Genomic DNA, 22,028 nt, shown 5'->3' with positions numbered 1-22,028 from the left:
CAAGAGTTGTGCGCGCCGACGGGCAGGGGCCGGCGTGGGGTCAGGTCCTGGTCGCGGTCACGAAGGACGGCAGCGGCGGTGAGCCGGCCGACAGCGTCATCACTTCGTACCCCGTTTCGGTGACCAGCACCGTGTGCTCCCACTGTGCGGACAGGCTGTGGTCCTTGGTCACGATGGTCCAGCCGTCGTTGCCGAATTCCTTCACCTCGCGGCGGCCGGCGTTGATCATGGGCTCGATGGTGAAGACCATGCCGGGCACCAGCTCGTCCAGCGTGCCGGGGCGGCCGTAGTGCAGCACCTGGGGCTCTTCGTGGAACTTCTGCCCGATGCCGTGGCCGCAGAACTCGCGCACGATCGAGAAACCCTGGGCCTCGGCGAACTTCTGGATGGCGTGGCCGATGTCGCCCAGGTGGGCGCCGGGCTTGACCTGCACGATGCCGTGCCACATGGCGTCGAAGGTGATGGCACACAGGCGCTTGGCCGCGATGGAGCCTTCGCCGATGATGTACATGCGGCTGTTGTCGCCGTACCAGCCGTCCTTGGTGATCACGGTCACGTCCACGTTGACGATGTCGCCCTTCTTCAAAGGCTTGTCGTTGGGGATGCCGTGGCACACCACGTGGTTGACCGAGGTGCACAGCGAGGCCGGGTAGGGCGGGTAGCCGGGGGGCTGGTAGCCCACGGTGGCTGAGATGGTGCCTTGCTGCGCCATGCATTCGGCGCCCAGGCGGTCGATCTCTTTGGTGGTGATGCCGGGTTTGATGTGCGGGGCGATGTAGTCCAGCACTTCGGAGGCCAGGCGGCACGCCAGGCGCATGCCTTCGATGTCCGCGGCGCTTTTGATGGTGATGCTCATGCCGCAATTATCCCATCGCACCCCGCCGGCTGCAGCGGCGCCCGGTGAGCCCGGTAAAATACCGGGCTGACCACTTGGCTCCCGCCCACCGGCCGGGGGCTTCGCGTCAGCGCCACCACGTACCCTCACACCCAACAGGCCGCTACAGTGACCTTGCACATGACCACGCTGGCGGGCGGCAACGCCCTCAGCACCTTCCGCGCCCAGCAACTCCAACCGGCCCTGCAAGCCATCCACCCCAAAATCGACGGCATTGCAGCGCGCTTCGTGCACCTGGTCGCCACGGATGCGGCCCCCACCCCTGCCGAGCAAGAGCGCCTGTCGGCCCTGCTCACCTACGGCGACCCCTACGCCGGGCCCGAAGACGGCGCTGCCATCGTCGTCACGCCGCGCCTGGGCACGCTGTCGCCTTGGGCCTCCAAGGCCACCGATATCGCGCGCAACTGCGGCATCGCCATCCGCCGCGTGGAGCGCATCACCGAATACCGCATCAGCCTGAAGTCCGGCCTGCTGGGCCGCACGCCCGAGCTGACCGCCGAGCAACTGGCCGAGGTGGCGGCCCTGCTGCACGACCGCATGACCGAGTCCGTGGTGGCCGACCGCGCCGCCGCCGCAGCGCTGTTCACCGAGCTGCAGCCCGCCGCCATGGAGCATGTCAACGTGCTCGGCGGTGGCCGCGGTGCGCTGGAGGCCGCCAACACCCGTTTCGGCCTGGCCCTGGCCGAGGACGAGATCGACTACCTGGTCAACGCCTTCACCGGCCTCGCGCGCAACCCCACCGACGTGGAGCTGATGATGTTCGCGCAGGCCAACAGCGAGCACTGCCGCCACAAGATCTTCAACGCCCAGTTCACCATCGACGGCGTGGCGCAGGAAAAATCGCTGTTCGGCATGATCCGCAACACCCACCAGCTGGCGCCCCAGCACACGGTGATCGCGTATTCGGACAACGCCTCTGTCATGGAAGGCGGCGAGGTCGAGCGGTTTGTGGCCAAAATGGCCTCTACCGCTGATTCAGCGGGCGCTACCAGCTATCAAAAGAGTAGCGCCACCCAGCACGTGCTGATGAAGGTGGAAACGCACAACCACCCCACGGCCATCTCGCCCTTCCCGGGCGCATCGACGGGCGCGGGCGGCGAGATCCGCGACGAAGGCGCGACCGGCCGGGGCTCCAAGCCCAAGGCCGGCCTCACGGGCTTCACCGTGTCCAAGCTCTGGGGCAGCACCGTGGGCAAGCCCGAGCACATCGCCAGCCCGCTGCAGATCATGGTCGAAGGGCCCCTGGGCGGCGCGGCGTTCAACAACGAATTCGGCCGCCCCAACCTGGCAGGCTACTTCCGCGAGTACGAGCAGGAAGTCGGCGGCGTGCAGCGCGGCTACCACAAGCCCATCATGATCGCCGGCGGCGTGGGCGTGATCGACGCAGGCCTCACGAAGAAAATCGAATTCCCTGCCGGCTCGCTGCTCATCCAGCTGGGTGGCCCCGGCATGCGCATCGGCATGGGCGGCAGTGCTGCCAGCTCCATGGCCAGCGGCACCAATGCGGCCGAGCTCGACTTCGACTCCGTGCAGCGCGGCAACCCCGAGATCGAGCGCCGCGCGCAAGAGGTCATCAACCACTGCTGGGCGCAAGGCGCTGCCAACCCCATCCTCGCCATTCACGACGTGGGCGCGGGCGGCCTGTCCAACGCTTTTCCTGAGCTGACCAACGACGCCGGCCGTGGTGCGCGCTTCGACCTGCGCGCCGTGCCGCTCGAAGAATCGGGCATGGCGCCCAAGGAAATCTGGAGCAACGAAAGCCAGGAGCGCTACGTGCTGGCCATCGCGCCCGAGTCGCTGCCGCTGTTCAAGGCGTTCTGCGAACGCGAGCGCTGCCCCTTCGCCGTGATCGGCACCGCCACCGAAGAGCGCCAGCTGGTGCTGGAAGACACCGCCGTGGTGGCGGGCGACCAGAAGCTGCCCGTGGACATGCCCATGGACGTGCTGCTGGGCAAGCCGCCCAAAATGCACCGCGATGTGGCCACCGTGCAGCGCCAGTTCGCGCCCATGGACCTGACCGGCGTGCCGCTGCAACAGGCCGTGATCGACGTGCTGGCCCACCCCACGGTGGCCTCCAAGCGTTTTCTCATCACCATCGGCGACCGCACGGTGGGCGGCCTGTCGCACCGCGACCAGATGGTCGGCCCCTGGCAAGTGCCGGTGGCGGACTGCGCCGTGACGCTGGCCGATTACAAGGGCTTTGCCGGCGAAGCGATGAGCATGGGCGAGCGCACGCCGCTGGCCGCCATCAACGCACCCGCATCGGGCCGCATGGCGGTGGCCGAGGCCATCACCAACCTGCTGGCCGCGCCCATCGAGCTGCCGCGCGTGAAGCTGTCGGCCAACTGGATGGCCGCGTGTGGCGAGCCGGGCGAAGACGCTGCGCTGTACGACACCGTGAAGGCCGTGGGCATGGAACTGTGCCCCGCCCTGGGCATCAGCATCCCCGTGGGCAAGGATTCGCTGTCCATGCGCACGCAATGGTCTGACGGCAATGACAAGAAAAAGGTCACCTCCCCCGTCAGCCTGATCGTGAGCGCGTTCGCGTCGCTGTCCGATGTGCGCGGCACGCTCACGCCCCAGCTCGATGCGCAGGAAGACGACACCACCCTGGTGCTGATCGATCTGGGCAAGGGCCAGAACCGCATGGGCGGCAGCATCCTCGGCCAGACGCTGGAGCAAAGCGGCGACGTGGTGCCCGATCTGGACGACCCGAAGGACCTGGTCAACACCGTCAACGCCGTGAACGCGCTGCGCGCCCAGGGCCGCATCCTGGCCTACCACGACCGCAGCGACGGCGGCCTGCTCGCGGCCGCGGCCGAAATGGCCTTTGCCGGCCATGTGGGCGTGTCGCTCAACGTGGACCTGCTGGTCACCGAAGGCGACGGCATCAGCGACAGCCGCATGGAAACCGGCGACGCCAAGAACTGGGCGCAGCAGGTCAGCGCACGCCGCGAGGAGCTCACGCTCAAGGCCCTGTTCAGCGAAGAGCTGGGCGTGGTGCTGCAGGTGCGCACCGCAGAGCGCAACGATGTGATGCAGGTGCTGCGCGAGCACGGCCTGTCCAGATTCAGCCACTTCGTGGGCAAGACGCGTCCGCAGTCGTCGAGCATCGACGCCGGCAAGGGTGAGTTGCAGGTCTGGCGTGACGCCAAGGCCGTGTTCAGCGCCAAGCTCACCGACCTGCACCAGGTGTGGGACGCCGTGAGCTGGAAGATCTGCCAGCAGCGCGACAACCCCGCCAATGCCGATGCCGAGCACGCCACCGCGGGCGAGGCCACCGACCCCGGCATGCACGTGCACCTCACGTTCGACGCGGCCGACAACGTGGCGGCGCCGTTCCTGAACCTGGCCAAACCCCGGGTGGCCATCCTGCGCGAGCAGGGCGTGAACTCGCACATCGAGATGGCCTACACCTTCACCGAGGCGGGCTTCGAGGCTTACGACGTGCACATGACCGACCTGCAGACCGGCCGCGTCAAGCTCGAAGACTTCAAGGGCGTGGTCGCCTGCGGCGGCTTCAGCTACGGCGACACGCTGGGCGCCGGCATCGGCTGGGCGCGCTCGATCACCTTCAACCCGGTGCTGTCCGAGCAGTTCCAGGGCTTCTTCGGCCGCACGGACACCTTCGGCCTGGGCGTGTGCAACGGCTGCCAGATGTTTGCCGAGCTGGCCGACATCATCCCCGGCGCGCAGGACTGGCCGCGCTTCACCACCAACCAGAGCGAGCGCTTCGAAGCCCGCCTGTCGATGGTGGAAGTGCTGGAGTCGCCCAGCCTGTTCTTTGCCGGCATGGCGGGCAGCCGCCTGCCGATTGCCGTGGCGCACGGCGAGGGCTATGCCAACTTCAAGTTCCGCGGCAACGCGGCCCAGGCCGTGGCCGCGATGCGCTTCGTGGACAACCACGGCGCGCCCACCGAGCAGTACCCCTTCAACCCGAACGGCAGCGCGGGCGGCCTGACCGGCGTGACCACCGCGGACGGGCGCTTCACGGCCATCATGCCGCACCCCGAGCGCGTGTTCCGCAACGTGCAGATGAGCTGGACCAGCGGCGACCGCAGCGCAGCGAGCCCCTGGATGCGCATCTGGCGCAATGCCCGCAAGTGGGTGGGGTAAGGCCCCAGGCCGGGCGGGTGCTGGCAACGCTGGCGGGAGACTGCCAGCCGGCCGGCTCTGCAGGCTGCTGAGCTGGTCCCTTGCGCGCACCTTGGCCTGCGCTGCAGGCCGCTTTCTGGCAAACGGCCACCTGGCTACCTGACGACGCCCGCGGGGTCGTCAGGCGGTTTCAGTCCAACAATGGCCGCTGGTAAACCAGCAGACGGCCCTTGTAGGCGGGCGTGGCGTCCAGCGCAGGGTGGTCCAGCCGCTCTTCGACCACTTCGAACCGGTGCACGGCCATCTGCTTGTGGAAGGTGGATCGGTTGCCCCGGTTGGGGTCCACGATCCAGATCTGGGCGCCGTTGCCGGCATGGCGGTCCAGAAAGGCCGCAAGCGACGCGCGCGCATCGCGCTCGTACAGCACGTCGCTGCCCATGATCAGGTCGAAGCGGCCCTGCACGGCACCGGCCGGGGCGGGCGCGTCCGAGCCCCATTGGCCGGTGCGGTACTGCAGGGGCGGCAGGCCATTCAGGCGCGTGTTCTCCTGCAGGAACTGCTGGGCCATCGGATGGCAGTCGCTGGCGGTGATGTCCACCCCGCGGCGGTGGCACACCAGGCTGGCCAGGCCCAGGCCGCAGCCGATCTCCAGCACGCGCTCTCCGGCCCGCAGAGGCCGGGTGGCCATGCGTTGCGCCAGCTGCGCGCCCGAAGGCCACAGCAGTCCGAACAGCGGCCAGGCGGCCGATGAGATGCCCAGGGCCTCGGCGGCGCCCTCGGGGTCGCTGAATTGCTGCTTGTCCAGCAGTGAACGGATGACCAGGTCGGCAGCGCCGGCGATGGCGATGTCCTCCTGCTTGGTGAGATAGCCTGGCATGGCGGGGTGCGAAGCCCGTCCAAGCACGGGCTTGCAGGGACCCCCAGAGTTGGTGGGTGAAGACGCGAGTATGCGCCTTGCCGCGAAGTGCCTGGCAGCCCCAGCCCCCCGCCGCTTTGCCGGGCGGGCTTTGCGCGTGCAGGTACCGGCCCGTGCCTGCCAGCCCTGCAACATCGCGATGGCCTGCACCGCGTTGCTATAGTGCAGCCCACAGCGGTGGGGCCGCACACCCGTGCCCGGGGCCGCGCATGCGGCCACCGTGGTGCCGCGCGATCCGCCGGACAGCCCCACCCACAACCATTTTCTTCAAGGATTCCCCATGGCTTCTGGCAGCTTGCTGGCCCTGCTCGACGATATCGCCACCATCCTCGACGATGTGGCACTGATGACCAAGGTCGCAGCCAAGAAGAGCGCGGCCATGGCCGACGACGTGTCGGTCATGACCAAGGTGGCCGCGCAGAAGACGGCCGGTGTGCTGGGGGATGACCTGGCGCTCAACGCCCAGCAGGTCACCGGCGTGCGTGCCGAGCGCGAGATCCCCGTGGTCTGGGCAGTGGCCAAGGGGTCGATGATCAACAAGGTCATCCTGGTGCCCGCCGCACTGCTGATCAGCGCCTTTGCGCCCTGGGCGGTGACGCCGCTCTTGATGGTGGGCGGCGCCTTCCTGTGCTTCGAGGGTTTCGAGAAAGTGGCGCACAAGCTGCTGCACGCACCCCATGAAGACGCGGCCGAACGCGAGAGCCACGCCCAGGCCAATGCCAACCCGGCGGTGGACCTGGTGGCTTTCGAGAAGGACAAGGTCAAGGGCGCGGTGCGCACCGACTTCATCCTGTCGGCAGAAATCATCGCCATCACGCTGGGCACCGTGGCGAACGCGCCGTTCTCGCAGCAGGTGGCCGTGCTGTCCGGCATCGCCGTCATCATGACCATCGGGGTGTACGGGCTGGTGGCCGGCATCGTCAAGCTCGACGACCTGGGCCTGTGGCTCAGCCGCAAGGCCAGCAGCGCGGCGCAGGCCGTGGGCAACGGCATTTTGCGCGCCGCGCCCTGGCTGATGAAGGGCCTGTCCATCGCGGGCACGGCGGCCATGTTCCTCGTGGGCGGTGGCATCCTGGTGCACGGCGTGCCTGCGCTGCACCATGCCGTCGATGGCACGGGCGCGGCAGCGGCGCAGTGGCCGGTGGGCGGCCTGTGGGCCGTGCTGGTGCCCAACCTGCTGAACGCGGTGGTCGGCATCATCGCCGGGGGGCTGGTGCTGGCCGCGGTGACGCTGGTCAAGCGCGTGCGGGGCAAGTCGGCTGCGCATTGAGCGCTGTGCAGTGCGGCCCCTGGCAGTGTGGCAAGGCCTGCAGGTGCAGGCCTTTGTTCTTTCTTGATGTATGTCTAAGGGCGGGTGAGCGGGCCTTGAGATAGGGCAAGGCCGGTGGGCGGCCGCAGCAGTTCAATGCATGCACGGGGGTCGTCCCCGTCCAACCGATGTGAACTGAACATGAAAAAGAACCTGCTGGCTGTCGTTGCCCTGTGTGTCCTGTCCTCTGGCGCTGCCATGGCGCAACAGGCCGAAGGCCCCTGGATGGTCCGTGCCCGCGCCGTGCACCTGGACAGCGCCAACAAGGACAGCACGCCCCTGGGCCTTGCCATCAACGACAAGACGATTCCTGAAGTCGACGTCACCTACTTCTTCAACCTGAACATCGCGGCCGAGCTGATCCTGACCGTGCCGCAGAAACACACGCTCAGCGCCGGTGGCACCGCCATCGGCTCGCTCAAGCACCTGCCGCCTACGCTGCTGGTGCAGTACCACTTCAACGCGCCCGGCTTCAAGCCCTATGTGGGCGCGGGCGTGAACTACACGCGCTTCTCCGGCGTGCGCCTGCCGGCGGGCGTGGACATCGACCGCAACAGCTTCGGCCCCGCGCTGCAGGTGGGTGTGGACATTCCGCTGGCCAAGAACCTGTATCTGAACTTCGACGTGAAGAAGGTGTTCATCAAGACCGATGTGTCGGCGGGCGGCGCCAAGCTGGGCACCTTCAAGGCTGACCCCGTGCTGGTGGGCGTGGGCCTGGGCTGGAGGTTCTAGAGGGCTCCCCCTGAGGCACTGCGCGCCTTCGTGGCAGTGCCTCCTGCGGACCGGCAAAGCCGGATCCACGGTGGTGCTGGCCAGCGCAGCGCCGCTATGGATCCGGCGCAGCGGGAGACAGCGGGCTTGCCTGCCTTGATCAGCAAACCGTGCGTTCCGATCTGGCTATCTGCACCAGCGTCACGAACGCGCGAGTGTCATGCCAGCAGTCCGCAGCCCACCGGCTTGAGCACGCGTTCGGTGGATGCCGGGTACTTGGCCAGCTTGGACGCGGGCCTGCGCGGGCGTTGCACCAGGTCGCCGCCGCAGTTGGGGCAGATGTGGTCAAGCCGTGTGCTCGCGCAGTCACTGCAGAACGTGCATTCGAAGGTGCAGATGCGGGCGTCGGTGGAGTCGGGCGGCAAATCTTTGTTGCAGCATTCGCAGTTGGGGCGCAGCTCGAGCATGGGTGTCCTTGGGTGGTTGTGAAGAGGAAGATGGGGCACTGGCGTTGCCAAGCGTATGCCAAGCCGTCGCTGCAGGGCAAGGTGCCGGTGGGGCGCGCACACGCAGTACAGCCCACTGGGCCGGCGCGCCAGCGCGCGGCTCTATCCTTTGTCAGTGGCTCCACACCGCAGCAACGCAGCAACGCAGCAACGCAGCAACGCAGCAACGCAGCTACGGCGTGCGGCCTTGCGGCGGCGCTGGCGCTGCCAGCACCACGTCGGCACCCCACATGCGCTTCCACAGCCAGGGCAGGGCGGTGGCCAGGTCGGGGCGCTGCATCTGCAGCGTGGCGGCGCGCTGGCCGGCGGCCATCTCTGCGGGCGTGCCCAGGTTGAAGTGAAAGCTGTACGTGGGCTCGTTGCCCATGCGCAGGTCGGTGATGAAGACGTCGCCCCCCGCCGCTTCGCTCATCTTGAAGAAGCCGTGGCTGAACCGGGCCACGCGGTCCACCAGGGGGTGGTCACGGTAGCGTGCATACAGATCGGCGCCCCGCACGTGGGTGGTCCACCGCACGGGGCGGTCGCCGTCCAGCAGCGAGTAGTAGCCCTCGTAGTAGTGCGTGGGTGTGACGGCCACGGCGCGCCACAACACGGTGTTGAAGGGGGCCGGCGTGACCAGCAGCTGCTCCGGCGTGAGGTGCGGCACCGGCGCGGACGCCAGCATCTGGCGGGTGGCGATCTGCTGTGCGGCCACGCCCCAGGCCAGGTACGCCGTGCTCACCACCAGCGCGGCGCGTGCCCAGGCTATGCCGCGCCCCTGGCGCATCGCCAGCGCCAGCAGCACGCCCAGCAGCAGCGGCAGGGTGTACAGCGGGTCGATGATGAACACGCTGCCCACGGCATACGGCGTGTCGGTGAAGGGCCGCAGCAGCTGCGTGCCGTACACCGTCATCCAGTCCAGCAGCGGGTGGGTGATGAGGGCGAGCCACAGGGCCAGCCACCAGCGCGTGAACCGGTCCGCTTCGCGGTGCAGGCGCGATACCAGCCACGCCATCGGCACCGACAGCACGGTCAGGTAGAACAGGGCATGGCTTTCTGCGCGGTGCAGCACCATGTTCAGGATGGCATCGCCGTGGTTGACGAAGGCATCCAGGTCCGGCAGCGTGCCGGCAATGCCGCCCCACAGCGCCGCCTTCCACACGGCGGTGCGGCGGCCCAGTGTGGCGATGGCAACGGAGGAGCCCAGAACGATTTGGGTGACGGAATCCATGCGGGCGTGTGGTGCGGGTGCGAGGCAGGTGGATGGACGGGGGCGCAGGCTGGTGCCGTTGCCTTGCGACCCTATCAGGTCTGCACGACGATCGGGAATTCTCCCCGCACGCCGTCGGCCGAGGGGGCGAAGCGGACCGTGAGCGCCGCACGGTCCTTTTCGCTCAGCCGGCTCCAGAGGTAGTCGCGCGCATTGCCGGAGTCGCCGGCCACATACATCTGCGTGGTCAGCAACTCGCGCCCCGGCAGCCGCACCTTGAAGTGGATGTGCGGGGTTCGGCCGGTGTACGGCGCCGGCCGGATGGTGCGAAACCGGTACTGTCCGTCGCGCCCCAGCACCACGCGGCCAAAGCCCTGGAAGGCCGGTGCCGCCTTGCCGCCGTCCCCCGGGTGGTGGTAGTGGCCGTCGGCATCGCACTGCCAGATCTCGACCGTGCCGCCCGACAGCGGCACGCCCTGTGTGTCGGTGACCCGGCCTTCCACCCAGACGGCCTCGCCCTGGGTGTAGCGCAGCATCCCGTTGCGCAGCAGGTCGCCGTCGCTGTCCGCCGGGATGTCCACGGGGTAGTAGGGCCCCTCGGTCTGGCGCGGTGTGGGCATGGCGCGGGCCTGGGCTGCCGCCGGCTGCACCAGCGCTGGTGCGGCAACCAGCGCAGCACCCCGCAGGCCCTGCTGCAGCCACTGGCGGCGTGTGGGGGCGGTGTGCCGTGGCGGAAGGTGGGCGTTGGCAATGTTGTCGGGCATGGCGGGCTCCTGCCTGGGGCGGCTGCGGGTGGGTGATCGGCTCCGTGTCGGACGCACGGCGGTAGGAGCCACCCGGCGCGCAAAAAGTGCCGCAGCCGTGCCGCGCCGGTCGGTGTAGGCGGCCTGTGCGCCGCAGGCAACGGGGAAATGACCTACACACCGCATCATCCCGCCGCCGCAGAATGTCCCGATGGCCGTGGGGTTATATTGCCTTCCACGGTCCAGCCTGCGGGCGGGATGGCCGGCTCGGAGCCTGTGGGCTCCACGGCGATTCCGCTCTATTACCAGCAGTGGCAAGCCATGCCGCGCCAGACGCTTCAAGATCCATGCCTTTGCCCAGCCCCACCGACGACATCACGCGCGGCCTGAACCAGCGCCCCGCCAGCATCTCCCCCAAGTACTTCTACGACCAGCACGGCTCAGAGCTGTTCGAGGAGATCACCCGCCTGCCCGAGTACTACCCCACCCGCACCGAAACCTCGCTCATGCAGCAGCACGCTGACAGCATTGGGCGTGCTGTGGGCCCGGGCCGTACGCTGATCGAGCTGGGTGCGGGCAATTGCCAGAAGGCGCGCACGCTGTGCCGCCTGGTGCAACCCGCCTGCTTCGTGGGGGTGGATATTTCGGCAGACTTCCTGCAGGCCGCGGTGCAGGGCCTGCGCGACGACTTCCCCGGGCTGGATGCGCGCGCCGTGGGCGGCGACATGACCCAGGGCGTGGTGCTGCCCGCAGACATTCCGCGCAAGGGGCGGCTGGTGTTCTATCCGGGCTCGTCCATCGGCAACTTCGACCCGCCGCACGCCCTGGAGCTGCTGGCCCACATGCGGGAGCTGGTCGACGACGACGGCGGCCTCTTGATCGGCATCGACCTGCCCAAGGACGTGCAGGTGCTGGAAGCCGCCTACGACGACGCTGCGGGCGTGACGGCGGCGTTCAACCGCAACGTGCTCACGCATGTGAACCGGCTGATCGGCAGCGACTTCGACGTGCAGCAGTGGCAGCACCGCGCGTTCTTCAACCAGGAAGAGTCCCGCATCGAAATGCACCTGGAGGCCGTGGCCGACGCCGACGTACGCTGGCCTGGTGGCGGCCGCCGGTTTGACCAGGGTGAACGCATCCACACCGAAAACAGCTACAAATACCCCCTGCCCGTGTTCACCGACATGCTGGCGCGCGCGGGGTTCTCGCAGGCCCAGGCGTGGACGGATGACCGCGGCTGGTTTGCCGTGCTGCACGCGCGCCCCTGAGGATGGATGGACTATGACCAACATGGATGTGTGCCCCCCGTTGACCGCGCTGCTCTCGCGCTACGCCGCGGTGCGGGACCACAGCGTGGCCCTGGTCGCGCCCCTGTCAGCCGAGGACTGCGGCGCGCAGTCCATGCCCGACGCCAGCCCTGCCAAGTGGCACCTGGCGCACACCACCTGGTTTTTCGAAACCTTCGTGCTGGAGCCGAACGAGCCGGGCTTTGCGCCCTTCGACCCCGCGTTTCGCGTGCTGTTCAATTCCTACTACAACGGCGTGGGCGCCAAGCACCCGCGTGCGCAGCGCGGGCTGCTGACCCGCCCGTCGCTCGATGCCGTGCGGGCCTACCGTGCCAACGTGGACCAGCGCATGGCGCGCCTGTTGCCCACCGTGTTGAACGACGCGGCGCTGTGCGCGCTGATCGAGTTGGGCCTGCAGCACGAGCAGCAGCACCAGGAGCTCCTGGTGACGGACGTCAAGCACCTGCTGTCGTGCAACTCCACGTGGCCGGCGTACGGTACAACTTCAGATTCGGCGGGCGACCTGGCCCTGGTGCCAGCCATCGAGCCCTTCGGGTGGCTGACGCTGGACGGCGGACTGGTGGACATCGGCCACCGGGGCGACGGTTTTGCGTTCGACAACGAAAGCCCGCGCCACCGCACCTACCTGGCGCCGTATGCGCTGGCCTCGCGGCTGGTGACCAACGCGGAATGGCTGGCCTTTGTGGAAGGCGGCGGCTACGACAACCCCGCCCACTGGCTGGCCGAAGGCTGGGATTGGCGCGTGGCCCAGGGGCTTGACCACCCCCTGTACTGGCAGCAACTGGGCAGCGGCGTCTGGCATGCGTTCACGTTGGCAGGACTGCAGCCGCTGCGGGGCGACCTGCCTGTGGTGCACCTGTCGTACTACGAAGCCGATGCCTACGCCCGCTGGGTGGGCGCACGCCTGCCGACCGAAGCCGAGTGGGAGCATGCGGCGCAAGCCGCGGTGGCTGACGGGCACGGCGATGACGGCCACGGAGGCCACGACGGCCAAGCGCTGGAACAACTCTTCGGCAGCGCCTGGCAATGGACGCAGTCGAGCTACGCCGCCTACCCGGGCTTTCGCACCGCCGACGGCGCGGTGGGCGAGTACAACGGCAAGTTCATGGTCAACCAGTACGTGCTGCGCGGCAGCTCGTGCGCCACGCCTGCCGGGCATGCGCGCAGCACCTACCGCAACTTCTTCCCGGCCACGGCGCGCTGGCAGTACACGGGACTGCGCTTGGCGCGTGACGCTTGAGTCGCTTTACCGGGGCATCTGGCCCGCTCAGGGTTCCATGCGGAAGGTGTGCTGCAGCACCAGCCGGGCGGGCTCGCCGTTGCGCACCAGCGGCGCAAACTTCCAGCGGCGCACCGCATCGATCGCCGGTTTGTGCAGGGCATCTTCGCCCGTTTTCGACACCACGCGCACGGTGCCGACCAGCCCGCTGGGCATGATCTCGAACGATACCGTCACATCGCCGCGCGCTTGGGGCGAGGTGTCATTCAGCAGGAAAGACGGGTAGCGCGGCAGCGGCGCCTCCAGCAGCGTCAAGGGCGTGTCGAGCGGGGGCGACACCTGCTGCCGCAGTAGTTGTTCGTCCTCGCGCTGGCGGAAACTGGAAACGTGGGACTCGGTGACATCCGCGCCGCGCGGCGGCGTGAACAGTGAGGAACTGCAGCCGGCCAGAGTCAGCAGGCCGAGGGTGAGCGGTGCAAGAGAAGATAGGCGGAACATGGCGATGAGAGGGGCAGGGCGCCCCGCGATCTGCGGGGCCATCCCGCCAGTATCCCGCAACTGGCGTCGGCTGCGGTCGAACGGTCGAACGGTCAGACGGCGTCGAGTGCCTGCACCAGGTCTGCCTGCAGGTCGTCGATGTGCTCGATGCCCACCGACAGCCGCACCATGCTCTCGCTCACACCCGCCTTGGCCAGCTCTTCGGGGTTGAGCTGGCGGTGGGTGGTCGATGCGGGGTGCGTGGCCAGCGATTTCGCGTCGCCGATGTTCACCAGGCGCGTAAAGAGCTGCAGCGCATCCAGGAAGCGCGCACCGGCCGCCCGCGGGTCGGCGTCGGCGCTCTTGAGCCCGAAGCTCAGGATGCCGGACGCCTTGCCGCCCGACTGCCGTTGCACCAGTGCGTGGTCCGGGTGGTCCGGCAGGCCGGCGTAGCGCACCCATTCCACCTTGGGGTGGCTTTGCAGGTACTTCGCCAGCGCCAGCGTGTTGTCGCAGATGCGGTCCATGCGCAGGGCCAGGGTCTCGATGCCTTGCAGGATCAAGAAGGCATTGAGCGGTGCCAGCGCCGCGCCGGTATTGCGCAGCGGCACCACGCGCGCGCGGCCGATGAAGGCGGCGGGGCCCAGGGCTTCGGTGTAGACCACGCCGTGGTAGCTCACGTCGGGCTCGTTCAGGCGCGGAAAGCGCGCCTTGTGTTCAGCCCATGGGAACTTGCCGCTGTCCACGATGGCGCCGCCCACGCTGTTGCCGTGGCCGCCCAGGTACTTGGTGAGCGAGTGCACCACGATGTCGGCGCCATGCTCGATGGGGCGCAGCAGGTAGGGGCTGGGCACCGTGTTATCCACGATCAGCGGAATGCCGTGCGCGTGGGCCACATCGGCCAACGCGCGGATGTCGGTCACGTTGCCCAGCGGGTTGCCGATGGATTCGATGAAGATCGCCTTGGTGCGCGCGTCGATGTGCTGCGCAAAGCTGGCCGGGTCGCGCGGGTCGGCAAAGCGCGTGGTGATGCCCTGCTGGGGCAGCGTGTGCGCAAACAGGTTGTAGGTGCCGCCGTAGAGCGTGCTGGCCGACACGATGTTGTCGCCCGCCTCGGCAATGGTCTGGATCGCGTAGGTGATGGCCGCCATGCCCGAGGCCACGGCCAGCGCCGCGATACCGCCTTCGAGCGCCGCGACGCGCTTTTCCAGCACGTCGGTCGTCGGGTTCATGATGCGGGTGTAGATGTTGCCCGGCACCTTCAGATCGAACAGGTCCGCGCCGTGCTGCGCGCTGTCGAAGGCGTAGGCCACCGTCTGGTAGATGGGCACGGCCACGGCCTTGGTGGTGGGGTCGGGCGAGTAGCCTGCGTGGACGGCAAGGGTTTCGATCTTCATGCGGAGGGGGCTCCCGTTGGATGGAATGAAAACGCTGACACGGGCGCCTGCGGCACGGTGTGTGCGCAGGCGGCAGCGGCCATTCTTGCACCGGGACGGTGCGCATGGGTCGAATCGTTGGCTATGAGCTTATGCGCTCGGCGCAGGCTGTATTCAAGCTGCATTCAGGCTCGATGCGGGGCCGATGCAGGCTGAACACAGGCTGACCGCAGGCGCGTTACGGCCTGCGACTATTGAATGAAAAGTGCCTTCACCGCTGGATGGACAAGCGCCAGCAGCTACTATTTCGATAGCGAATTGCCCGTGGGCCGTGCGCGGTAGAACTGCAGCGGCACCGCCAGCGCCTCGGTCTCCTTGGCGTGCTGGTTGAGCACCGACTTCTTCATCTTGCCCACCACGTGCATCTCGCACGGCTTGCAGTCAAAGCGCAGGGTGAGTTTTTCCTTGCCGTTGATCAGCATCAGCGGCTCGGCCTTGATGGTGCCCTGCACGCCCGTCACGCCCTTGGCCTGCTTGGGGCACAGGCTCATCGAAAAGCGCACGCAGTGCTTGGTGATCATCAGGCTGACTTCGCCTTCCTCCTCGTGCGCCTCGTAGGCCGCATCGATCACCTTCACGCCGTGGCGCACATAGAAGTCGTGCGCCTTCTGGTTGAACACGTTGCCCAGGAACGAGAGCGTGTCTTCGGGGTAGGGCACGGGTGGGTCGACCGGCACAGCGCGCTGCAGGCGCGCAAAGTTGCTCGCGCGGCAGTCTTCCAGGTCGGCCAGCGCGTCGCGGCGCAGCGCGTTGAGGACGGAGGCGGGCACGAACCAGGGCTCGGACAGCTGCAGCGCGATGTCGTGCACCGCGAAGATGGTGGCGCCGAAGCGGCCCAGTTGCTCGCGCAGGCTGGCTTCGGCCTTGGCGGCGTCGGTGGCGCTCTGGTGGGGCTGCTCTACGTCGGCGCAGCCCACGTTGCCGTCTTCGTCGGTCAGCATCAGGCTGAAGCCGGCCGGCGTTTCGCTCAGGTGCGCCCACAGGCCGATGCGGCGGTCGCTGGACTTTTTCTCCAGCGTGCGCACCCAGTCCATGTCGCGGTTGCGGTTCACTTCGGTGCCCTTGCGCAGATCCTTGAAGCCGTCCATGGGGTCCTTGGGGTACACCCGCCACTGGCCCACGCTGCGCGCGGACACGGGCTCGGCCACGTTGATGGCCATGCCCACCAGCTCCTTGTGCAGGTCGTAGTAGCACAGGCCGTCGCCGTTGTGCAGCACGGTGGCGGGGTCGCTCACCTCCAGCTCGACGAAGTCCGGCCCCACCTTGGTCACCCAGCCGATGGCCTGGCCCGGGTTCTTGGGGGTGTCGAATGCGCCGATGTCTTCCTTGCGGCCGGTCACGAAGTAGTCGGTGAACTCGCGGTTGAAGTTCTGCAGCGGGTCGGGCGTGAAGGTGAAGGTGGTGGCGCCGCTGGAAGAGCGCGACAGCGGCCGGCCGGCACTCTCGCGCTCTTGCAGGATCTCGTCGATCAGCGTGCGGTAGTGGGCGGTGATGTTCTTCACGTAGCCCATGTCCTTGTAGCGCCCCTCGATCTTGAAGCTGCGCACCCCGGCGTCGATGAGCGCGCGCAGGTTGTCGCTCTGGTTGTTGTCCTTCATGGAGAGCACGTGCTTGTCGTGCGCGATGAAGCGGCCCTGCGCGTCGGTCACCTGGTAGGGCAGGCGGCAGGCCTGGCTACAGTCGCCCCGGTTGGCGCTGCGGCCGGTCTGCGCATGGCTGATGTTGCACTGGCCGCTGTAGGCCACGCAGAGCGCGCCGTGGATGAAGAACTCGATGTTGGCGCGCCCCGGCGCATCCACCGGCCCCAGCGCCTTGTGCACCGCGGCGATCTGCTGCACCGTGAGCTCGCGCGCCAGCACGATCTGCGACAGGCCCGCGTCCTGCAGAAAGCGCGCCTTCTCGGGCGTGCGGATGTCCGTCTGGGTGCTGGCGTGCAGCTGGATGGGCGGCATGTCGTCCATCGCCAGCAGGGCCATGTCCTGGATGATGAGCGCATCGGCGCCGGCCTCGTACACCTGCCCGGCCATGCGGCGCGCGGCTTCGAGTTCGTCGTCGCGCAGGATGGTGTTCAGGGTGATGAAGATGCGGCTGTTGAACCGGTGCGCGTGCTGGACCAGGCGCTCGATGTCCCGGATGTCGTTGCCCGCGCCGGCCCGTGCGCCGAAGGCAGGGCCGCCGATGTAGACGGCGTCGGCGCCGTGGTTGACGGCTTCGATGCCGATGTCGGCGTCTCGCGCGGGCGAGAGCAGTTCAAGCTGGTGGGGCAGGAGGGACATGGGACGTGATTATCCCAGCCATGCAGCGGTGTGGGGCATCCGGATGCGCAGGTCCGAGTGCGGTATTGCCACTATTAGCCCGCTTAATGACCCGCCAAGTTGCTATGTTTACATAGCATTTACGCGTCAACAGGGGCTCGTGTGGCTAGGATGCGGGGCCGCGCTGTGCCCCAAGGTGGTGCATGGCGTTGGGCCAGACCCTTTGCCATTGATCAATTTCCGGAGACTTCCAACGTGTTTCGCCGTGCTTCCCGCCCCTTCGTGCCACTGACCATCGCCGCAGTCTGCGCTGCCGCTGCCCAGGCGGCTTTCGCCCAGGACGTCCAGGCCGTCAAGATCGCCCACGCAGGCCCCGTGTCGGGCGGCATCGCCCACATCGGCAAGGACACTGAAAACGGCGTGCGCCTGGCCATCGACGACCTGAACGCGCAGAACCTGGTCATCGGCGGCAAGAAGATCAAGTTCGAGCTGGCGGCCGAAGACGACGCGGGCGACCCGCGCCAGGCCACCGCCGTGGCGCAAAAGCTGTGCGACCAGAAGGTGGCGGGCGTGGTGGGCCACCTGCAGTCGGGCACCTCCATCCCTGCAGCCGCCATCTACGACAAGTGCGGCGTGCCGCACATCACGGCGGCCGCCACCAACCCGGACCTGACCAAGCCCGGCTACAAGACCACCTACCGCCTGATCGCCAACGACAGCGCGCTGGGCGCAGCGCTGGCGATCTTCTCGGCCGACCACTTGAAGCTCAAGAGCGTGGCCATCATCGACGACCGCACCGCGTACGGCCAGGGCGTGGCCTCGGTGTTCAAGGCCACGGCGCTGCAAAAGGGCCTGAAGGTAGTGGGCGAGGAGTTCACCAACGACAAGTCCACCGACTTCATGGCCATCCTCACCTCCATCAAGAACAAGAAGCCCGACGCGATCTTCTACGGCGGCCTGGATGCGCAGGCCGGCCCCATGCTGCGCCAGATGGAGCAACTGGGCTTGGGGCAGGTCAAGTTCTTCGGCGGCGACGCGCTGTGCACCGAAAAGCTGCCCGAGCTGTCGGGCAAGAGCCCCGCGCTCAAGAACGTGAACTGCGCCACGGGCGGCGCGTCCGTCGACAAGATGCAGGGTGGCGCCGACTGGAAGAAGCGCTACGACGCCAAGTTCCCTGGCCAGTTCCAGATCTACAGCCCCTACGCCTATGACGCCGCCATGGTGCTGGCCGACGCGATGAAGCGCGCCAATTCGGTGGACCCCAAGGTGTACATCCCCTTCATCGGCAAGACCGAGTACAAGGGCGTGACCGCCAACATCGCTTTCACCGCCAAGGGCGAGCTGACCACGCCTGCCGTGACGCTGTACACCTACAAGGACGGCAACCGCGTAGCGCTGAACTGATCCTTCGGCATCAGTTTCCTGCCCGCTCCAGCGCGCACTGCGCCGGGGCTGGTGCCGTAGTGGCGGCGGAACAGGCGCGCCAGGCTGCTGGCGTTGCCCAAACCCACCTCGTCGGCGATGGCCGAGAGGCTGTGGTGCGAATGGGTCACGCGCCAGTGGGCGTGCTCCATGCGCATCGTGGTCCAGTGGTCGTGCGCGCTGTGGCCGAAACGCTCCGTGAACAGCCGGTCCAGCTGCCGGCGGCCGATGCCGATGCGCTCGGCGATCCCGGCCACGGTCAGGCCGTCGGCTAGGGAGCTGCGCATCAGCGCCACCGCGCGCGCCACGTGGCGGCCCAGGTCCGGCCCGCCGCCTTCCATCGATTGCAAGGCATGCCCCTGGTGGCGGGGCCCGTCCACCAGCATGTCGGCCAGCCCCTTGAAGGCGCGCTCCCGGCCGCAGTGGCGTGACAGCAGTTCCACCGCCATGTCGATGGCCGCCGTGCCGCCTGCACAGGTGATGCGGTCGCGGTCAAAGCAATAGATCTGCTCGCTGGCCACCGCGATGCGCGGAAAGGCATGGCGGAACTCGGACACATGGCGCCAGTGCAGCGCCACCCGGCGGCCTGTGAGCAAACCTGCCCCGGCCAGCAGAAAGCTGGCGTTGTCGATGGCCACGAGCGGCACGCCCCGCGCGGCGGCCCGGCGCAGCACCGCCCCATGGGTGTGCACATGCGCGAGCGACGCTTGGACCGTGCGGCTGCCAAACACCACCAGGTAGTCGTAGGCCGCCAGGTCCACCGCGTCGGCCGCGGTGTCCACCGACACCTGCACACCGCTGCTGGACACCACGGGCGCGCCGTCGATGCCCATCAGCGTCCAGGCGCAATAGCGCTGGCGGCTGCGGTCCTCGTCGTCGGCCGAAAAGCGCAGCTTGTCCAGAAACGCGCCGAAGGGCAGCAGCGCGAAGTCGGGCAGCGGCATCAGCAACAGGCGCACGTCGGGGCGGGGGAGGGGGCTGGCGTCGGCGGGCAGCATGGAGTGTCCAGTTGGGTATTGATAATAGCCAGATTGGATTCGCCGCAGCGGGCCACCGCCACCTAGACTGCGCACATGTTTCAGAGGAATGGAATGGTGCGGCGATGGACTTGAAGATCTGGCTCGTCTACCTGTTGGCGGTCGTCGGGCTGTCGTTGACCCCGGGGCCCAACAGCCTGCTGGTGCTGGCCCATGGCGCGCTGCACGGGCGCGTGCGCACGCTGTGGACCATCGCGGGTGGGGCGGTGGGGTTTGTGGGCCTGATCGGGCTGTCCATGCTGGGCATCGGCGCGCTGCTGCAGTCGTCGGCCCACGCGCTCACGGCGATGAAGTGGGTGGGCGGTGCCTACCTGGTGTGGCTGGGCATCCAGCTGTGGCGGGCACCGGCGATGCAACTGCAGGAGGCCCTGCCCGCGGCGGAGGCCATGGACCCCGCCGCGGGCACCCGCACTGCCACCGGCGCCAGGCTGTGGCGCCAGGGCCTGCTGGCCGCCATTTCCAACCCCAAGGTGCTGCTGTTCTACGGCGCCTTCTTGCCGCAGTTCATAGCGCCAGGGCGCGACCTGTGGCTGCAGTTCGTGGTGATGGCGGGCACCTTCGCGGTGGTCGAGTGTTCGGTCGAATTCGGCCTGGCGAGCCTCGCGCACCGCATCCGCCCCTGGCTGCAGCGCACCGGCAAAAAGTTCAACCGTGCCTGCGGCGGGCTGTTCGGGCTGATGGGCGCGGCGCTGCCCCTGACACACTGACATGCGCTGAATCGTACCGAGAGGCCCACGGGCGCACGCACTGCGCGCAAGGAGCGGGCCGTCCCGGTTTACAGTGCAGTCCTGCACAGCACAGGGAGCACAGGCATGCGGGGATTGTTCGGTTTGGTGGGGCTGGTCGTGGTGCTGGCCATCGTCGGCATCGTGGCCAGGAAGCAGCTGTCGGCCACGCGCGCGCCAGCGGCGGCGGTGCAGCAGGCGCCTGGCCCGGGCGTGGGCGCATCGGTGCCCGTGATCAACCCCACGGGCAATGTGCGCGAGCAAAGTCAGCAGGTGCAGCAGCAGGTGCAGCAGCAGCTCGACGACATCATGAAGCAGCGCGCCCAGAGCCTCCCTGAAGCCGACAAGTGATGCGGACATGACAGCGGCAGTGGTGTCGAGCGACGAAGACGGCATGCGCCTGGCGCTGGCCGAGGCGCGGGCCGCTGTGGCCGCGGGCGAGGTGCCCGTGGGCGCCGTGGTCGTCAAGGACGGCCAGGTGATCGCCACCGGCCGCAATGCCCCCGTGCAGTCCCACGACCCCACGGCCCACGCCGAGATCGTGGCGCTGCGCGCTGCGGCGCAGCGCCTGGGCAACTACCGGCTCGACGGCTGCACGCTGTACGTCACGCTGGAGCCCTGCGCCATGTGCAGCGGTGCCATGCTGCATGCGCGCCTGGCGCGCGTGGTGTACGGCGCCACCGAGCCCCGCACCGGCGCGGCAGGCTCGGTGCTGGACCTGTTTGCGCACACCGCCATCAACCACCAGACCGGCGTGCACGGCGGGGTGTTGGCGGCCGAATGCAGCGCGCTGCTCACCGGCTTCTTCGGCGCCCGGCGCAACCAGCAGCGCGCCGATGCACGGGCCCGCCACCCTTTGCGCGACGATGCGCTGCGCACGCCCGATGCCGCCTTTGCCGATCTGCCGGGCTACCCGTGGGCACCCCGGTACGTCAGCGACCTGCCCAGCCTGGCGGGCCTGCGCATGCACTACGTGGACGAAGGCCCGGCGGATGCGCCCCGCACCTGGCTGTGCCTGCACGGCAATCCGGCCTGGAGTTACCTGTACCGGCACATGCTGCCGGTGTTTGTGGCCGCGGGCGACCGCGTGGTGGCGCCCGACCTGATCGGCTTCGGCAAGAGCGACAAGCCCAAGAAAGAGGCCGTGCACCAGTTCGAGTGGCACCGCCAGGTGCTGCTGGAGCTGGTCGAGCGGCTTGACCTGCGCAACGTGGTGCTGGTGGTGCAGGACTGGGGCGGCATTCTGGGGTTGACCTTGCCCATGGCCTGCCCGGACCGTTTTGCGGGCCTGCTGGTGATGAACACGGTGCTGGCCACGGGCGATGCGCCGCTGCCTGACGGGTTTGTCGACTGGCGCGCGATGTGCCGCGACAAGCCGCTGTACGGCGTGGGGCGCCTGCTCGCACGCGGCAACCCGCACCTGACCGCCGCCGAATGCGCGGCGTACGACGCGCCGTTTCCGGACAAGGGCTATCGCGCCGCGCTGCGCGCTTTCCCCGAGCGCGTGCCGGACCGCACCGATGCGCCCGGCGCTGCGCTGTCCCGCCAGGCGCGTGACTTCTGGCAGCACCAGTGGCAGGGCCAGAGCCTGATGGTCATCGGCGCGCGGGACCCGGTGCTGGGACCCGCCACCATGCACGGGCTGCACCGCCACATTCGCGGCTGCCCCGCGCCGACGGTGCTGCCAGACGCCGGGCACTTCGTGCAGGAGCAGGGCGGCGCGATCGCCCGGCAGGCTGTGGAATACTTCTCGTTTCCCGGGGCCGGCCGCTCTGCCGGCTGACCT

At 68.3% G+C, this 22,028-nt stretch carries 18 protein-coding genes; 9 read left to right on the top strand and 9 right to left on the bottom strand.

What is annotated here, in order from left to right; all coding sequences use genetic code 11:
• Nucleotides 1-40: 40 nt before the first annotated feature.
• Nucleotides 41-856, bottom strand: a complete 816-nt coding sequence (map, locus tag ASG27_RS15505) for a type I methionyl aminopeptidase (protein ID WP_056168032.1) — start codon at nt 854-856, stop codon at nt 41-43.
• 147 nt (nt 857-1,003) lie between these two features.
• Here map and purL point away from each other — a divergent pair, with 147 nt between their 5' ends.
• Nucleotides 1,004-5,011: a phosphoribosylformylglycinamidine synthase gene (purL, locus tag ASG27_RS15500; RefSeq protein ID WP_056421227.1), complete on the top strand. Its 4,008-nt coding sequence runs from the start codon at nt 1,004-1,006 to the stop codon at nt 5,009-5,011.
• A 169-nt stretch (nt 5,012-5,180) separates the two neighbouring features.
• On the opposite strand, the gene ASG27_RS15495 is transcribed toward purL, so the two are convergent.
• Nucleotides 5,181-5,867 carry a class I SAM-dependent methyltransferase gene (locus ASG27_RS15495; RefSeq protein WP_056421228.1) on the bottom strand — a complete coding sequence of 229 codons (687 nt, stop codon included), beginning with the start codon at nt 5,865-5,867 and terminating at the stop codon, nt 5,181-5,183.
• 319 nt (nt 5,868-6,186) lie between these two features.
• On the opposite strand from ASG27_RS15495, the gene ASG27_RS15490 reads away from it, so the two are divergent.
• Both ASG27_RS15490 and ASG27_RS15485 read left to right on the top strand, forming a co-directional pair.
• Complete coding sequence (locus ASG27_RS15490; RefSeq protein WP_056421229.1) at nt 6,187-7,176, top strand: DUF808 domain-containing protein; 990 nt, start codon at nt 6,187-6,189, stop codon at nt 7,174-7,176.
• Between the two features lie 180 nt (nt 7,177-7,356).
• Entirely contained in the window at nt 7,357-7,947 is a 591-nt protein-coding gene (locus ASG27_RS15485; protein ID WP_056421230.1) for an OmpW/AlkL family protein, read from the top strand.
• A gap of 197 nt (nt 7,948-8,144) precedes the next feature.
• Here ASG27_RS15485 and ASG27_RS15480 read toward each other — a convergent pair whose 3' ends face one another.
• The 3 genes from ASG27_RS15480 to ASG27_RS15470 form a co-directional block, all read right to left on the bottom strand.
• Complete coding sequence (locus tag ASG27_RS15480; RefSeq protein ID WP_056421231.1) at nt 8,145-8,393, bottom strand: DUF1272 domain-containing protein; 249 nt, start codon at nt 8,391-8,393, stop codon at nt 8,145-8,147.
• A gap of 211 nt (nt 8,394-8,604) precedes the next feature.
• Nucleotides 8,605-9,642, bottom strand: coding sequence for a metal-dependent hydrolase (locus ASG27_RS15475; RefSeq protein ID WP_056421232.1), 1,038 nt, complete (start codon nt 9,640-9,642; stop codon nt 8,605-8,607).
• Nucleotides 9,643-9,716: 74 nt separating this feature from the next.
• On the bottom strand, nt 9,717-10,385 hold the full coding sequence (locus ASG27_RS15470; protein ID WP_235504129.1) for a protocatechuate 3,4-dioxygenase: 669 nt from the start codon (nt 10,383-10,385) through the stop codon (nt 9,717-9,719).
• A 326-nt stretch (nt 10,386-10,711) separates the two neighbouring features.
• Here ASG27_RS15470 and egtD point away from each other — a divergent pair, with 326 nt between their 5' ends.
• Both egtD and egtB read left to right on the top strand, forming a co-directional pair.
• Entirely contained in the window at nt 10,712-11,632 is a 921-nt protein-coding gene (gene egtD / locus ASG27_RS15465) for an L-histidine N(alpha)-methyltransferase (protein ID WP_056421233.1), read from the top strand.
• Nucleotides 11,633-11,645: 13 nt separating this feature from the next.
• Entirely contained in the window at nt 11,646-12,911 is a 1,266-nt protein-coding gene (egtB, locus tag ASG27_RS15460; RefSeq protein WP_056421234.1) for an ergothioneine biosynthesis protein EgtB, read from the top strand.
• A 27-nt stretch (nt 12,912-12,938) separates the two neighbouring features.
• Here egtB and ASG27_RS15455 read toward each other — a convergent pair whose 3' ends face one another.
• The 3 genes from ASG27_RS15455 to ASG27_RS15445 form a co-directional block, all read right to left on the bottom strand.
• Nucleotides 12,939-13,388, bottom strand: coding sequence for an energy transducer TonB (locus tag ASG27_RS15455; protein WP_162240455.1), 450 nt, complete (start codon nt 13,386-13,388; stop codon nt 12,939-12,941).
• A 92-nt stretch (nt 13,389-13,480) separates the two neighbouring features.
• Nucleotides 13,481-14,764: an O-acetylhomoserine aminocarboxypropyltransferase/cysteine synthase family protein gene (locus tag ASG27_RS15450; RefSeq protein WP_056421236.1), complete on the bottom strand. Its 1,284-nt coding sequence runs from the start codon at nt 14,762-14,764 to the stop codon at nt 13,481-13,483.
• A gap of 281 nt (nt 14,765-15,045) precedes the next feature.
• Nucleotides 15,046-17,079: a peptidase U32 family protein gene (locus ASG27_RS15445; RefSeq protein WP_056421237.1), complete on the bottom strand. Its 2,034-nt coding sequence runs from the start codon at nt 17,077-17,079 to the stop codon at nt 15,046-15,048.
• 234 nt (nt 17,080-17,313) lie between these two features.
• On the opposite strand from ASG27_RS15445, the gene ASG27_RS15440 reads away from it, so the two are divergent.
• Nucleotides 17,314-18,462 (top strand): branched-chain amino acid ABC transporter substrate-binding protein, encoded by a 1,149-nt coding sequence (locus ASG27_RS15440; RefSeq protein WP_082493312.1) that lies wholly within the window; start codon nt 17,314-17,316, stop codon nt 18,460-18,462.
• Here the strand turns inward: ASG27_RS15440 and ASG27_RS15435 are convergent.
• Complete coding sequence (locus ASG27_RS15435) at nt 18,429-19,478, bottom strand: GlxA family transcriptional regulator (RefSeq protein WP_056421238.1); 1,050 nt, start codon at nt 19,476-19,478, stop codon at nt 18,429-18,431. The two genes, ASG27_RS15440 and ASG27_RS15435, sit on opposite strands and share 34 nt — an antisense overlap.
• Nucleotides 19,479-19,582: 104 nt before the next feature.
• On the opposite strand from ASG27_RS15435, the gene ASG27_RS15430 reads away from it, so the two are divergent.
• The 3 genes from ASG27_RS15430 (at nt 19,583) to tadA (ending at nt 22,025) form a co-directional block, all read left to right on the top strand.
• Nucleotides 19,583-20,224 (top strand): LysE family translocator, encoded by a 642-nt coding sequence (locus tag ASG27_RS15430; RefSeq protein WP_056421239.1) that lies wholly within the window; start codon nt 19,583-19,585, stop codon nt 20,222-20,224.
• Between the two features lie 105 nt (nt 20,225-20,329).
• Entirely contained in the window at nt 20,330-20,593 is a 264-nt protein-coding gene (locus ASG27_RS15425; RefSeq protein ID WP_056421240.1) for a hypothetical protein, read from the top strand.
• Nucleotides 20,594-20,600: 7 nt separating this feature from the next.
• Complete coding sequence (gene tadA, locus ASG27_RS15420; RefSeq protein WP_056421241.1) at nt 20,601-22,025, top strand: tRNA adenosine(34) deaminase TadA; 1,425 nt, start codon at nt 20,601-20,603, stop codon at nt 22,023-22,025.
• Nucleotides 22,026-22,028: the final 3 nt, after the last annotated feature.

Origin of the sequence: Acidovorax sp. Leaf191 (assembly GCF_001424425.1) — a bacterium.
Taxonomy (GTDB): domain Bacteria; phylum Pseudomonadota; class Gammaproteobacteria; order Burkholderiales; family Burkholderiaceae_C; genus Acidovorax.
Note: the sequence above shows the minus strand (reverse complement) of the source record. Positions and strands in the feature narration are given on the sequence as shown.